The organism is Shewanella sp. MBTL60-007, from assembly GCF_019654915.1.
Classification (GTDB): domain Bacteria; phylum Pseudomonadota; class Gammaproteobacteria; order Enterobacterales; family Shewanellaceae; genus Shewanella.
The window spans coordinates 54,322-67,653 of sequence record NZ_BPET01000026.1; the positions used below are offsets into that span (position 1 = coordinate 54,322).

Below are 13,332 nucleotides of genomic sequence, written 5' to 3' on the forward strand. Positions count from 1 at the left end.
TGCTAAGTGTTGATTAGTCAAGTATTAAGAGACTGATTTACTTAAGTAGAAAATGATTTTCTGTAATAAAAAGAGCGCCAATATGCGCTCTTCTGATGTAGGTTGCTCTGAGCTATTACAGTGTACGCCTTGGCGGAACGGCTACGTTGGCAAAAATTAACCCCGCAATAATTGACATAAAGATTAGGAAAATCTGTATACCAAGGTGCGATTGATTAAATATGGTTTCGCCTAAAATAAGGGTATTAAGGCCAATATAGGTTTTGCTGCCCGGAACCAAGATTACGATACCTTGCAAGAGTGCGATAGAGGCGGGAGCCTTCATCCAGCGAGCAAATAGATTGGAATATATTCCTACTGCTAGTGCGCCAAAGAAGATACCGATAGACTCTCCAAAATAGAGTCCGCCTAGCATGGCAGAGAAAAAGGCCACTGTGCCCGCCAATACTCCCCATGGTGAGTCTTTCATTCGCGCTCTGAATATAATCACCAATGCCATGGATAGTATAGGCACTGAGACAAATACAGCCCACTTGGGCAATGCAGCAGGCGGAATGTAAGTTGTTTCACCAAATAGTGCTTTACCAATGGCCATGCCTAATATCACGCCAAAGTAGAGCTTAAATAGCAGCATGAAGGCGTCCATGACCCTTGCTGTGCCGGAAATAAGGTCGCGGGCGGCGAGCTCCGCCAGCCCTAGGGTGAGGGCGAGGCCAGGAATAAAGATAATAATGCCGGACAGGATCACCACCGGAATATTCACCGAAGGGTCGATGCGGGCGATAGCAAAGGCGACAATGGCGCAAAGGATTGCCGATAAGGGTTCTAACATCTCCGCCATGGGCTTTGAGCGCTCAGCACTAAAAACCAAACCGTAAACCATTAGGCCCAACATGCCCGACCAAAATACATCATTCCAACTGGTGCCCATCAACATGGCAAAGGCACCAGCAGAAACGCCAAAGGCCAGTAACGTCAACTTAGTGCCGTAAGGGTTAGGTTTATTGGCTATCTCTTCAAGACGCTCAAGAGCTTCACTGAGTGTACGTTGACCTGACATCAACTCTTCGACCAGTTCATCGGTTCTGGCTAGTGAGCCTAAATCGAGTTCGCCGGGTTTCACTCGGGCAACGTGATTGTACTCTTGATCTTCATCGTGTTGCAGTACAAAGGTCATCGCCGTGGGCGAGATCAAGAAGTAACCTTCAATGCCAAGTACCTTGGAGACACCTTGCAGATGGGCTTCTAGGCGATAGGCTGGCGTACCAAATTTATGCAGTGCCTTACCGAGCCTGATGATGAAACGGCGCTTTTCTAAAAACTCTTGATTATCCACTATCTTACTTCGCTATAGGTGATTTCAGGATGATTTACTAGATGAAACAACTGCTTATTATTATTTTTACCGGTTGTTCGACGCAGGTGCTTGCTTGCCATGTTTTGACGAGCGCATCTTAACCTATTTGAGCTAAAAAAGTTGCCATTTATTTACATAATGTTCCGTAATTGTAATGCTGTGGTTTTTCCGTCCATAGAATAGGAGGGCGAATGCCGCTATTAATATCAGGACTGTATCTCAGCCTTAGTGCGCTGCTTATGGTGATTTTGACCTATAGAGTGATAAGGCTTAGGCGTATACATAAAATAGGCATTGGTAGTGAGGGGAATAGTGCACTGATTCTGGCACAAAGAGTACACGCTAATTTTTTGGAGAATGCTCCTATCACCATGTTGCTACTGGTGGTCGCCGAGGGCAATGGCATAAGTGCAGCAGTTCTGCATCTATTTGGTACGCTGTGGATAGTGTCTCGATTGATGCATGCCATAGGGTTAACTCAGGGGAGAGGAGGTTACCACTTTGGCCGATTTTGGGGCGTGTTGATGACATGGGCGGTCATCATTGGACTGGTAGCGACTAACTTATTCGCTTTCGTGACTCATCTCTAATGGCGAGTGCAGGACTGACTGGATGTGATTGAGTGTAGCAATTAAGCGTTAAATCCCAGCGGCATAATACCCACAGCCAAATTATGGGTTAAAGGTCTATACTAAAAAAAGCGCTAATTTGATGTTTTTTTAGTCACACCTAGCAGGCGTAGCCTGTTATACTCCGCGTCCCCACTGTGAGAGCAACTTGGGGCGCGAAACCTGCGTAATTTTTTGTATTTCAGTTAGGCTGCCTAATCCATGCAAGTAGAATCCACCTTATTTACCTTTCCAAAGTATCGCCCAGAGTTGACAAAACCTGCGCCATTTTTGCCTATGTCTCGTAAAGAGATGGCAAAGTTAGGATGGGATAGTTGCGATATCATTATCGTAACGGGCGATGCTTACGTGGATCACCCCAGTTTTGGTATGGCGGTAATTGGTCGCATGCTCGAAGCCCAAGGTTTTAGAGTGGGCATTATTTCCCAACCAGACTGGTCTAACAAAGAAGACTTCATGAAGTTAGGTAAGCCTAACCTCTACTTTGGTGTTACCGCAGGTAACATGGACTCGATGATCAACCGCTATACGGCAGAGCGTCGTATGCGTCATGATGATGCCTATACCGCCGGTAATGTTGGCGGCAAGCGTCCCGACCGTGCCGTAACAGTCTATACCCAGCGCTGTAAAGAAGCCTTTAAGCAGGTACCTGTGGTGATTGGTGGTATCGAAGCGAGTCTGCGCCGTATTGCCCACTACGATTACTGGTCTGATAAAGTGCGCCGCAGTGTTATTTTAGACGCTAAAGCTGACATCTTGATTTACGGTAACGCCGAGCGACCACTGGTGGAGCTATCGCATCGTTTAGCGGCTGGCGAGCCAGTGTCACAGCTGCACGATATCCGCGGCACCACGGTTATCCGTAAAGAACCTTTGCCTGAATGGAAGGGCATGGATTCTCGCAAGATCGATCAACTACATAAGATTGACCCGATCCCGAACCCGTATGGCGCCGATGACGTAGGTTGTAAAAACCTGTCCGGACCGACGGATGAAAAGATTTTCGACAATGATGCGCCAAAGGCGATCAGTGTACAGCCAGCTAGACCGAAGCCTTGGGAGAAGACCTATGTCATGTTGCCAAGTTATGAGAAGGTCTCAGAAGACAAGTATCTCTATGCTCACGCCTCGCGTATTTTGCATCAAGAGCAAAACCCTGGCTGTGCCCGCGCACTGTTTCAAAAACACGCCGAACGTGCGGTGTGGGTTAATCCGCCTGCGTGGCCACTGAATACCGATGAAATGGATGGCGTATTCGATCTCCCTTATCAGCGTGTGCCACACCCATCGTACGGCAAAGAGAAGATCCCAGCTTACGACATGATTAAGACGTCGATTAATATCATGCGTGGTTGTTTTGGCGGTTGTTCGTTTTGCTCCATCACCGAGCATGAAGGACGCATCATTCAGAGTCGTTCGCAAGACTCTATCGTTAAAGAAATTAAAGATATTCAAGACAAGGTACCAGGTTTTACTGGGGTGATTTCTGACTTGGGTGGCCCAACTGCTAACATGTATCACTTGGGTTGCACTAGCGTAAAGGCAGAAAGTACCTGTCGCCGGTTATCCTGTATCTTCCCATCGATCTGTGGTCATTTAGACACCGACCATCAGGCAACGATTGATCTGTATCGCGCCGCTCGTGATATTCCGGGGATCAAGAAGGTATTGATTGCCTCTGGCGTGCGTTACGATTTAGCGACCGAAGATCCGCGTTACGTTAAAGAGCTGGCAACTCACCATGTTGGCGGTTACTTAAAGATTGCCCCTGAGCATACCGAAGAGGGCCCGCTTAATAAGATGATGAAGCCGGGCATGGGCACTTACGACAAGTTTAAAGCGCTTTTCGATAAGTACTCACAAGAGGCGGGTAAGAAGCAGTATCTAATTCCTTACTTTATCTCGGCGCACCCAGGAACCACCAATGAAGATATGGTGAATCTGGCGTTATGGTTAAAAGCTGAAAAGTTCAAGCTAGATCAGGTGCAGAATTTCTATCCGTCGCCAATGGCAAATGCGACCACGATTTATCACACTGAGCTAAACTCACTTAAAAATGTAAAGCATAATAGTGAACAGGTTTCTGTGCCGAAGAAAGGGCGCCAGCGCAAGCTACATAAGGCCTTGCTGCGTTATCATGATCCGGCTGGTTGGCCACTTATTCGTGAGGCTTTGATTGCTATGGGCAAGGAGAAGCTGATCGGTAATGGACCCACTTGTTTGGTACCAGTAGAAACCCGTCAAGAGCGTGAAGCTAACCGCAACAACAAGAAGTCTAACGCTAAAGATGATGGTAAAGGCAAGAAAGCCTTCACTCGTTTCTCTGGTGATCAGTTTGATGATCGCAAATCAGGTCAGAAAAGGCCTAGCGGTAACAAGGCTGGTGGTAATAAATCTGGGCAGAATAGAGCGGGTAAGCCAAGTCAGAACAAGCCGGGTTCTGCAGCGAATACTGCGGCCAAGCCAGCTGGAAAGCGCCCACCTAAAAAGAACGCTTGGGGGACTACACCTAAGCACCAAAGATAAAATTGGGCTAGCCAAACAAGCGTCCAAAGCAGTAGCGATAAGCTGGCTGTAGCTAAATAAACTAAAATAAGGGAATATCTATGATATTCCCTTTTTATTGGGCAGGATCATGACTCAAGAAACGAATGGCACTAACGAATATAGCGATGAGAGTTTTTGGCTAAAGGTAAAACTATTTGCCAAGAAAGCGGGTCGAGAAGTGATAGAGAACGCGCTGTGTCTCTATTATGCGGCCAAGCGTCCAGACACACCTAAATGGGCTAAGACTGTGATTTTTGGTGCGCTAGCCTATTTCATCTCGCCGATTGACGCCATTCCAGACTTAACCCCTATCATGGGGTTCTCAGACGATCTCGGTGCCTTGGCAGCGGCATTAGCCATGGTCTCTATGTATGTAGATGATGACGTAGAAAACCAAGCCGCCGAGAAGACAGCAACTTGGTTTGATTAGTTTGCTCTTTGAGTTAGAGCACAGCGCTTAATACGGGCATTTAATAAAGAGAGGCCTCACCATCGGGACGATTTTTAAAGCGTCTATGTAGCCACATATATTGGCTCGGGGCATCCATAATAGAGGCCTCAACAATCTTATTGATAAAGCGGGCGCCAGCTTGTTCATCCCCTTTAGGGAACTGGTCAATTAGTGGTTCTTTAATCGTTAAAGTATAGTGGCCGTTATCATCGTTACGTACCATGACCAGCGGTACAACTGCACAGTCAGAACCCTCTACTAAAATACTGGTCCCCGTCGTGGTACAGGCATTTTCAACGGCAAACAGTGGAGCAAAGGTCGAACGGCGACGGCCGTAATCATGATCGGGGGCGTACCACATGAATGCGCCATTATTGAGTGACTCCAGCATAAACTTGACGTTCTTACGGTGAATTAACGTATGGCCACCACGGGAACGCCCCTTTAGTTGGAAGTAGTCAAAACAAGGATTGTTATTGGGGCGGTAAACACCCATGCCGGAGTTAAATAATCCAAACGCACGGCCTCCAAGTTCAAGGTTGAGTGAGTGTACTGCTACTAACAGAGCACCACGTCCTTCAGCTTTTAGCTTATCGATATGCTCCATGCCTTCAACGGTAACATGCTTGGCTACGCGAGCCTCTGGCCAAAACCAAGCCATCCCCGTTTCGAACAACGCCAGTCCGGTATTTTCAATATTTTGCTTAATCAGCTTTTTGCGCTCGGCATCACTCATCTCTGGAAAGCAGAGCTCTAGATTACGCTCGATGGTGTTGCGACGCTTTTTCATAAGGCCGATGGCTATACGTCCAAGGGCTTTCCCCATGCGTATTTGAATCGCGTAGGGCAATAAACTACAAAGATAACTGATGCTTACGATTATTAGCACGCCCCAGTATTTAGGGTGAAGCAATGCAATTGAAAATCTGGGAGTGGTGTACTTACTCATAACGCGGTAATGGTCTTGCTGAAGCTAGAATAACGATAGCAAGATTATACGCCATCCTTACTCATTAGGCGCTGTCTATATTTGTTGTTGCTTGATGGCAACGCTATTGCCACGGTTCTAACATTATTCGAGTCTTGGTTGGTGGGGAAGTAAAAGAGGCCGTATGGCCTCTAGACTTGGGTAATCATACGTTAGCTTAGCCGTGCCAAGTTAGATTGAAGTCGTATCTAAAGCCAATGGTGACGGCATGGTCGTTGTCACGGTTATCATAGCTTTTATCTAGGTATTCAAGGTGCACACGAACGTTATCTAATGGATTCCATTCAAGTGTGGTGTTGAAGCCGTCATAGTCAGCCGAGGTGTTATCTTTGATACCATCTTTAAACTGGAAGTAGCCGAGTTTAATTTTGTAGTTATCGAAAATTGGATAAGCTAACGCAGTATCTAAGGTACTGCCGCTGCGATCCTTATTCATGCTGCCAGCATCATAGTTATATTGTTTATCTTGATAGCTCACGGCAAGGTACAGATCGTTACTAAAGGTATACGCCACGACGCCACCTACGGTCTTATCGTCACCTTCGACCCCTTGCAGATCGGTTGTGTTTTGAGTGACATAACCTAAACCAATATGCAGTTGGTCGATGTCATAGCCGACACCGACGTTCACCATATCGGTGGCATCATCACCGTTATCACCATCAAATTGAGCGCCTGCCATCCAAGTGAAGTCACCGGTTACAAGTTGGTAGGTCACAAAATTATCGACAAAGAATGGGCTTTCATGATCGTAAGCAAAAGGGCTGTTGCCATGGTTAAAGATATCCACATACTCGGCCACCAAGGTGTACTGTGCTGGGCGTTGCTTACCTATACCCACTTGGCCATAGGGTGAGGCGATTGCGGCATAGGCTTGGCGTGCTTTACCAAAGTTACCTGAGTTGGCGATATCGACACTCCATTCACCTTGAGCGATCGCTGTCCAACCGTCTGCAAACTCAGTGCTGGCCTTAATTCCCACCCGAGAAAGTGCATCACGCACATCCCAAGTGTTATCTTGGCTATCGTCGAGGTAGCTCAAGGTTGGGCGAATAGAGCCATAGAGGCTCACTTGGCTGTTTTTAAATTGTGATGGCGCGGCATTGTCTTCGAGTTTGGCGATACGCGCCTCAAGTTCTGCATTGGTGGCAGAGTCCGCGGCATAGGCATTGAAGCAGCAGAGGCTAACGGCTGTCGCCAGCAGTGATTTAAATGTGTTCATGAGTGTATTTCCCTATATTTCGGCTGCAACAAAGTCGCCCTCTCTAAAGGCTAGAGTTGGTGCAGAACGAATAAATGTATGTATGTGTTATAAGAGCTCACCAGCGTTGATGCTGGTGAGCAGGTGGTACAGTTTTAGCTGCAGTGGATTACTTCAGCTCTTTGAACCAGAGGTTGTGGTGCTGTTTAGCCCAGTTTTCATCGCAATAGCCAGAGGTCATGTTGGACATGCCACCTTCTGACATCACGGTTGCCATAAAGATGTGAACAACTGAGAATGCGGTGATGATAATGGTTGATACGATATGTACTAACAGCATGGTATTGGCTGTGTTCTTGGTGACCACGAAAGTCTCTGGGAACATCATAGTGAGTCCCGAGATCACCATTAGACCGCCAAATAGGGCAAAGACCCAGAACCATAGTTTTTCACCGGCATTGGCAAAGCCTGCATCTGGGTGGTGTTTCTTACCCGTGTTGAGGTAACCACCAAGTACCGCAAACCACTTAAGATCATAGCTAGCTGGAATTTGCTTCGGTGCCCACATGAAGATCATCAGTATGTAACCTAAGATGAATGGGAACGCCATCAGTTCGTGTAGTCCGCTCGACAGCCCCACCAGTGACGCCCAGCTAGACTGGTTCATGCTTGGTTCTAAGTACAGGCGGCCACCTGCTAGTACTAAGCCTGTTAGTATTAAGAAGATACAGGCGATGGCACCTAACCAGTGCACACTGATACTTAAACCCGACCAACGCTTAATTAACTTGCCAGAGAAGCCATCATCTAAGCGTGAAATACCATTGATTACGATGAAAATGATAAACAAGGCGATAACGGCAAATAGGCTGGCGTAGACCAAAAATGCGATGGTGTCAGTCGCAGCTAAATAACCTAAAACGGTTTCGTTGGCATCTTCAGGGAGTGATGCGGGCAGCTGTAACTGAGGATCAGTAGGCATGCCGCGTAACTCTGGAATATCGCCAGCGATAGCTTCGACCTTAATAGGTTGCCACTGCTGTGGCTGCAAGCTTGCTTCATCAGCCATGGCGGCCGTTGAAACAAACAGGCTGATCACAATAAAACTTAGCCATTTTATTGCTCTGTTCATAGGTAACTCCTTTGGCGACTTAGGGTCGCCTCTTTTGGCTTTCCTGTGCATAGCTCATTAGATGCTGCAAGAGAGCCTGATCCTGATGTGTAATAGAATGATTTGATGTCAGTCTATTCATGCAGTTGTTTAGTGATAAAAAGTTGCAACTCGGTGGCAAATTCGCGCCAGAAGTTGAGGCTGGCATGTTGCTTAATGCCTTCGCAGAAGGGATTAATCCATAGCCCTAGGTGCTTATTAACAAACTCATCTGCCATGGCATCGAGTTCGTTGGCGGCATCTAGGTTCTCTGCTTGTCGTTGCTCACTTGCAAGGGCGTGCACACAGTAAAGAAACTCCAATTCGTTACCGATAAAATCGGCAGGTTCATTGAATTTATCGTCGATGACTAAACCTATCTGTTGATAGAAGTCAGCCACCTCGACAGTTTCATCTGTGTTCATGACATGGTTTCCGCTGCGGTATACGCCCTCATAGGGGGCAACTAACAGCTTATATGGGCCGATACACATGCGGTTGAAGTCAAACTCCAGCTCGGATGGGTCTTCGACAAACCGCTTAGCCTCAGCTAATAGTGGACTTTGTGGATTGCTCGATTCTAGGTAAGCGATTAATCCGTTCAGTGCTTCTACTTCTGATGGAAAGAAGATCATCGATTTAAAGGCAAAGTAAGCCGTTGCCATCGGACCATATTGGTTTGTCATTATGCGCGTTCCTTAATAATCACCATGTTAGGTTTCGTGATGCAGTCGCCGTAACCAATGCCTTCTTTGCTGGCTGATGGCTTCTTAAGCACTTCGTCAATGTTGCCAACTTGGATGCACTCCACTGGGCAACCGTGGACACACGCAGGCTGCATACCGCGATCGAGTAACTCGACGCACATGTTGCACTTATCTGCCTTGCCGTCGTCTTCACGAATGCTGACTGCAGAGTAAGGGCAAGCGCTGGCGCATAGACCACAACCGGTGCACTTCTCACGATCTAACACCACAATGCCATCATCACGTACGTGATAGGCTTTTGCAGGGCAAACCATTAAACAAGCTGGGTTTTCACAATGCATGCAAGAGTGCGATAGCCACACATCGATGGCACCGTCATCACGTTTTACTTCATAGCGGTCGACTTTACGGAAGCGGTGGTTCTCTGGTAGTTCATTGTGAATTTGGCAAGCCACAGTACAGGCGCCACAGCCGACACAGTTCTCTTGTCTGAAGACAAAGCCTACTCTTTTGTTCATCGTCATCATTTACTCCTTAGGCTTTTTCTAGCGCGACATTGGTCGAGTGGTAGGCCGAACAGCCGCCCATATCGGTTAACTTGTCGGTGGTTAAGTTGTTGGTACAGCTAGCTTTGCCGTATGGATCCATGCGGCGCCAGTTGTTTTTCGGTGCCATAACGGTACCGCGGCCAACTTGCCCAGAAACCTGAGCGGTGAAGAACGCCTCACCTCGGTGGTTGCTGAGTCTGACTCTGTCGTTATTTTTAATGCCTAACTCTTTCGCATCTTCGGTGTTGATCTTGGCCAAATATGCAGGGAAGTTACGGATGTATTTAACGTTGTAGAAGGAGCTGTTAGCGCGCTGCGGAATTGCAGGAGATAGCATGCGGAATGGTAGCTTCTTCTCTTCAGGGATCATCTCGTCTTCAGGCAAGCCGAAGTCGATAACGGGGTGATAGCCTGCGTCTTTCATCATCTGCGAGTAGAACTCGATCTTGCCGCTGTCCGTTTTATATTTACCATCGCCAAAGTAAGGGCGTTGATCGTAAACAGTGACAAATTTGTCTTCGATGATCTTCTCGTAAGTGATGTTGTTGTGTCTAAATGCAGGTTCGTCAGTATCGAGGAAGTCGCGTAGGATCTGCTCGTAATCAACTCGCATCTCTGGGTGATAATCCAACCCCATATGCGCTGCTAACTCTTTAAAGAAGATCCAGTTATCTTTAGATTCCCCTAAAGGCTCGATCACTTTCTCAGAAGTTTGCATGTGATAGCAGTTGTAGTCGGTACCCATGTCTGGGAATTCAAACTGCGTCGTTGATGGCACGATAATATCGGCAAGTTCAGCGGTATCTGTCATTAAAAAGTCATGTACCACAAGGAACAGATCATCACGCATTGCCCCTAAGCGGCAAGCATTTGAATCAGGTGCAACCGAGACAAAGTTACCGTTATAGTTAATCACGGCTTTAATTGGCTTGATCGGTTTGCCGTAAGCCGTTGGATTGGTTGGATGAATCGCCTTGGCGATCTCAGTCATGTTCACGTGACCAACGGTATCGCCGTTAGGGTGAATATGGTCTGCACGGCCTTTAGAGTAGTTAAGGCTGTCATCGGCTTGGGTATTATCATAGATAAAGCCGTTACCAATCTTACCGTATTGACCCGCGACTGCGTGCATCATGGCGATGGCGCGAGACATACGTGCACCATTGTAGTTACGCTGCATACCGTAACCTAAACGAATGACAGAAAGCTCTGATTCACCATAGACTTTGGCAAACTCGAACATTTTCTCTCTTGGTACACCGGTGACTTGCTCGATCTCGTCATAGCTCATCTCGTCGAGACGCTTGAGTAGTTCATCATAGCCAAGGGTGTTGGCTTCGATAAACTTCATATCGGCTAAGTCGTTATCGACTAGATATTTCATGATACCGGTTGCGAGATGCGTGTCGGTGCTTGGCTTAGGCTGTAACCAGATGTCAGCTTGTGACGCGATAGGCGTACGCATTGGGTTAACCACTAACAGCTTAGCGCCTTTGTCACGAGCTTGGTTAATAAACTTGATGCCGTGAACGTTAGTGGCAGTTTCGTTTTGACCCCAAGAGATATAGCAATTGGTGTAAATGTTGTCGTATGGATCGGGTCCTTGGTAAGTACCTGTAACAGACTTTAGACCTTCATAAGCGGCGAAAACACACACTTTACGATCGAGCTTACGAGCACCGACTGCGTTAAAGAAACGGCTAGGTCCGCCGTATTTACCGATAACGCCTTCATGGCCCGAGTAGCTGTATGGCAAAATGGAGTCAGCGCCATGCTCTTTAATGATCTGTTGTAAACGGCTGGCAATTTTTGCGTAGGCTTCATCCCAGCTAATGCGGCGCCATTTACCTTCGCCTTTTTCACCCGCGCGTTCCATCGGATGCAAAATGCGATCGGCTGCATAGGTATACTGCACGTAGGCATGGCCCTTAACGCAAGGAGATGTCCCCATTTTTTTCATCTCGGATGCGCCTTCGACATAAGTCATACGGCCATTTTGTACAGTAAACTTCAACAGGCAACGGTCGGCACAGTTTCGCTGACAAGTGTGATAAACGATTTTTCCTTCTCGCTTTAGTAGCTTGTCTGGTGCACCACCGCGTTCAGTTGCATTGGCAATGCCTGGCATTAAGCCAGACAAGGAGCCGACAACAGAACTAGCTCCAACTCCCTGCAGGAAGGTGCGTCTGTTAATTTTCATAAGTTTTCCCCATCTTGATAGTGTTAATTCACTATTTATTTTTGTAGCAAAGACGACATTAATATTGCTCAGCGAGTGGGCCTGCTTCAGGCGTAGCGGGTACTCACTGGGTTACACACAATTTTTATTTTTAAAACTCCTCTAACTGCAAACTCAGAACTCCCATCATTCTGGGTTTGACTTTCCCTATTGATTGAAACTAAACACTAGTCTTCACTGGCTAGACGCCACTCTCTTTCTAGACCGCAAATAAGCTTGGATTTTACCCAGTTAAATGCCGCCGAATGATTGGTATTACCAAACAATACATAGTTACCAATTTCGCGGTTTTCTCGGCGACGAATTCGACACTTTTGCGCTAATTCTTCGGGCAATTGGATGTAATCGATATCGGGCAGCATGTTGACGAATTGACGGGTGAACTGATTACAACTCAGCGTAATGGCATCGGTTTCACTCAATAACCGCATGGCCGATGCTAAACTGTCGGTGTAGCCTTCAACTTCCATACACAGATCTTTTTCTCTACATAGGTTGACCAGCAGTGGGCAGCTGAGATCATCGTAGTTATCGATCTCTAAGCAGGAGTAACGGGAGAGGTTTTCGAGAGTAATTGCTTGGCTTAAGACCGGATGATTGCGTCTAGCAAGAATATAAAGGCTATCGGTTTCACTAAACATTTCGTAGTTGAGGTTCTTACCGTTAAATCCCTCATAGACGACGATAAAATCCATATCACCATTGGCCAACTCTGTGGTGCAATCATGGGTGAGCACTCGGACATCGAACCTGAGATTTGGCGCTTCTGCTAAGATATCGTTGCGCACCACTTTTTGCACCGCATAGACAAACTCGTCGTAGGCATGGATAACAAATTGCCCTCCCGATTCGGCTGGGGTGAATACTGAGTGTTGCATCTCTATTTTTTGGTATTGCTCCACGAGACTCTTGGCCATCGGAATGAGTTGGTGAGTTTTTTCTGTGGCAATAAAACCGGAGCAGCGTCTTATAAAAAGTGAATCTTTAAATGTGTCTCTTAATATTTTTAATGTACGACTGACGCCAGATGCTGTCATGCCTAATTCATTTGCAGCCTGATGACTTTGACCATGTTCATATATAGCAATAAATACTTTTAATTGATTGTAATTTAATTGGTCTATTTTATTCATGGTGAATTTTGGTTGGAATATATTGGTTAATATAATCTATATATGAGTTTTGATATGCAGTGTTGTAAGTCACATTTTTAATAAGCTTATTTTTGTATATTTGATGTGGCTCTCGTGTTTTACATTTTAATTTTAGCAAATTGCAGTTTGTGATATTTGCTGTAGATATATTGTCACACAGTTTTGTGAAAGGATGATTTGTTATTAAGTGGAACGATAGTACAGTTTGGTCAGAAAGGGTGTGCCTTTCTATCCACTTGTTTTTGATGGGTTTATAGTTATTCTGTGTGATTTGTGTATTATTTTGATTCGTGGCGCTTAGATATTAAGCATTGTTTTTCAGATTGGATTTGTTGTGTTTTATGGATGAAAAAAACATCTC

General features: G+C 46.3%; 11 protein-coding genes. 3 read left to right on the forward strand and 8 right to left on the reverse strand.

Features of this window, described 5'->3' with window-relative positions:
- Positions 1 to 115 precede the first annotated feature (115 nt).
- Complete coding sequence (locus K5Q92_RS11645; RefSeq protein ID WP_220769170.1) at positions 116 to 1,336, reverse strand: threonine/serine exporter ThrE family protein; 1,221 nt, start codon at positions 1,334 to 1,336, stop codon at positions 116 to 118.
- A gap of 212 nt (positions 1,337 to 1,548) precedes the next feature.
- Here K5Q92_RS11645 and K5Q92_RS11650 point away from each other — a divergent pair, with 212 nt between their 5' ends.
- The 3 genes from K5Q92_RS11650 to K5Q92_RS11660 all read left to right on the forward strand — a co-directional run bounded on the left by K5Q92_RS11650 (position 1,549) and on the right by K5Q92_RS11660 (position 4,963).
- Positions 1,549 to 1,947, forward strand: coding sequence for an MAPEG family protein (locus tag K5Q92_RS11650; RefSeq protein ID WP_220769171.1), 399 nt, complete (start codon positions 1,549 to 1,551; stop codon positions 1,945 to 1,947).
- A 240-nt stretch (positions 1,948 to 2,187) separates the two neighbouring features.
- Positions 2,188 to 4,512 (forward strand): YgiQ family radical SAM protein, encoded by a 2,325-nt coding sequence (locus tag K5Q92_RS11655; protein ID WP_220769172.1) that lies wholly within the window; start codon positions 2,188 to 2,190, stop codon positions 4,510 to 4,512.
- Positions 4,513 to 4,621: 109 nt separating this feature from the next.
- A complete protein-coding gene (locus K5Q92_RS11660; RefSeq protein WP_220769173.1) occupies positions 4,622 to 4,963 on the forward strand; it encodes a YkvA family protein in 342 nt (113 codons plus the stop codon).
- 40 nt (positions 4,964 to 5,003) lie between these two features.
- Here K5Q92_RS11660 and lpxL read toward each other — a convergent pair whose 3' ends face one another.
- The 7 genes from lpxL to K5Q92_RS11695 all read right to left on the reverse strand — a co-directional run bounded on the left by lpxL (position 5,004) and on the right by K5Q92_RS11695 (position 12,950).
- Entirely contained in the window at positions 5,004 to 5,933 is a 930-nt protein-coding gene (gene lpxL / locus K5Q92_RS11665) for an LpxL/LpxP family Kdo(2)-lipid IV(A) lauroyl/palmitoleoyl acyltransferase (RefSeq protein ID WP_220769174.1), read from the reverse strand.
- A 196-nt stretch (positions 5,934 to 6,129) separates the two neighbouring features.
- Positions 6,130 to 7,194, reverse strand: coding sequence for a porin (locus tag K5Q92_RS11670; RefSeq protein ID WP_220769175.1), 1,065 nt, complete (start codon positions 7,192 to 7,194; stop codon positions 6,130 to 6,132).
- A gap of 148 nt (positions 7,195 to 7,342) precedes the next feature.
- The gene (locus tag K5Q92_RS11675; RefSeq protein ID WP_220769176.1) at positions 7,343 to 8,305 is read right to left on the reverse strand and encodes a formate dehydrogenase subunit gamma; all 963 of its coding nucleotides are present in this window, start codon (positions 8,303 to 8,305) and stop codon (positions 7,343 to 7,345) included.
- Positions 8,306 to 8,418: 113 nt separating this feature from the next.
- The gene (locus K5Q92_RS11680) at positions 8,419 to 9,009 is read right to left on the reverse strand and encodes a molecular chaperone (protein WP_220769177.1); all 591 of its coding nucleotides are present in this window, start codon (positions 9,007 to 9,009) and stop codon (positions 8,419 to 8,421) included.
- Positions 9,009 to 9,554, reverse strand: coding sequence for a 4Fe-4S dicluster domain-containing protein (locus K5Q92_RS11685; RefSeq protein ID WP_220769183.1), 546 nt, complete (start codon positions 9,552 to 9,554; stop codon positions 9,009 to 9,011). Before K5Q92_RS11685 ends, K5Q92_RS11680 begins: the two co-directional genes overlap by 1 nt.
- A 10-nt stretch (positions 9,555 to 9,564) precedes the next feature.
- On the reverse strand, positions 9,565 to 11,778 hold the full coding sequence (locus tag K5Q92_RS11690) for a molybdopterin-dependent oxidoreductase (protein ID WP_220769178.1): 2,214 nt from the start codon (positions 11,776 to 11,778) through the stop codon (positions 9,565 to 9,567).
- A 206-nt stretch (positions 11,779 to 11,984) separates the two neighbouring features.
- A complete protein-coding gene (locus tag K5Q92_RS11695) occupies positions 11,985 to 12,950 on the reverse strand; it encodes a LysR family transcriptional regulator (RefSeq protein WP_220769179.1) in 966 nt (321 codons plus the stop codon).
- Between the last annotated feature and the right edge of the window lie 382 nt (positions 12,951 to 13,332).

Excerpts from the sequence above, each read along its gene's own strand:
- K5Q92_RS11685 (WP_220769183.1), bottom strand. The coding sequence starts at position 9,554 with ATGACGATGAACAAAAGAGTAGGCTTTGTCTTCAGACAAGAGAACTGT.
- K5Q92_RS11680 (WP_220769177.1), bottom strand. The coding sequence starts at position 9,009 with ATGACAAACCAATATGGTCCGATGGCAACGGCTTACTTTGCCTTTAAA.
- K5Q92_RS11650 (WP_220769171.1), top strand. The coding sequence starts at position 1,549 with ATGCCGCTATTAATATCAGGACTGTATCTCAGCCTTAGTGCGCTGCTT.
- K5Q92_RS11655 (WP_220769172.1), top strand. The coding sequence starts at position 2,188 with ATGCAAGTAGAATCCACCTTATTTACCTTTCCAAAGTATCGCCCAGAG.
- K5Q92_RS11660 (WP_220769173.1), top strand. The coding sequence starts at position 4,622 with ATGACTCAAGAAACGAATGGCACTAACGAATATAGCGATGAGAGTTTT.
- K5Q92_RS11690 (WP_220769178.1), bottom strand. The coding sequence starts at position 11,778 with ATGAAAATTAACAGACGCACCTTCCTGCAGGGAGTTGGAGCTAGTTCT.
- K5Q92_RS11695 (WP_220769179.1), bottom strand. The coding sequence starts at position 12,950 with ATGAATAAAATAGACCAATTAAATTACAATCAATTAAAAGTATTTATT.
- K5Q92_RS11670 (WP_220769175.1), bottom strand. The coding sequence starts at position 7,194 with ATGAACACATTTAAATCACTGCTGGCGACAGCCGTTAGCCTCTGCTGC.
- lpxL (WP_220769174.1), bottom strand. The coding sequence starts at position 5,933 with ATGAGTAAGTACACCACTCCCAGATTTTCAATTGCATTGCTTCACCCT.
- K5Q92_RS11675 (WP_220769176.1), bottom strand. The coding sequence starts at position 8,305 with ATGAACAGAGCAATAAAATGGCTAAGTTTTATTGTGATCAGCCTGTTT.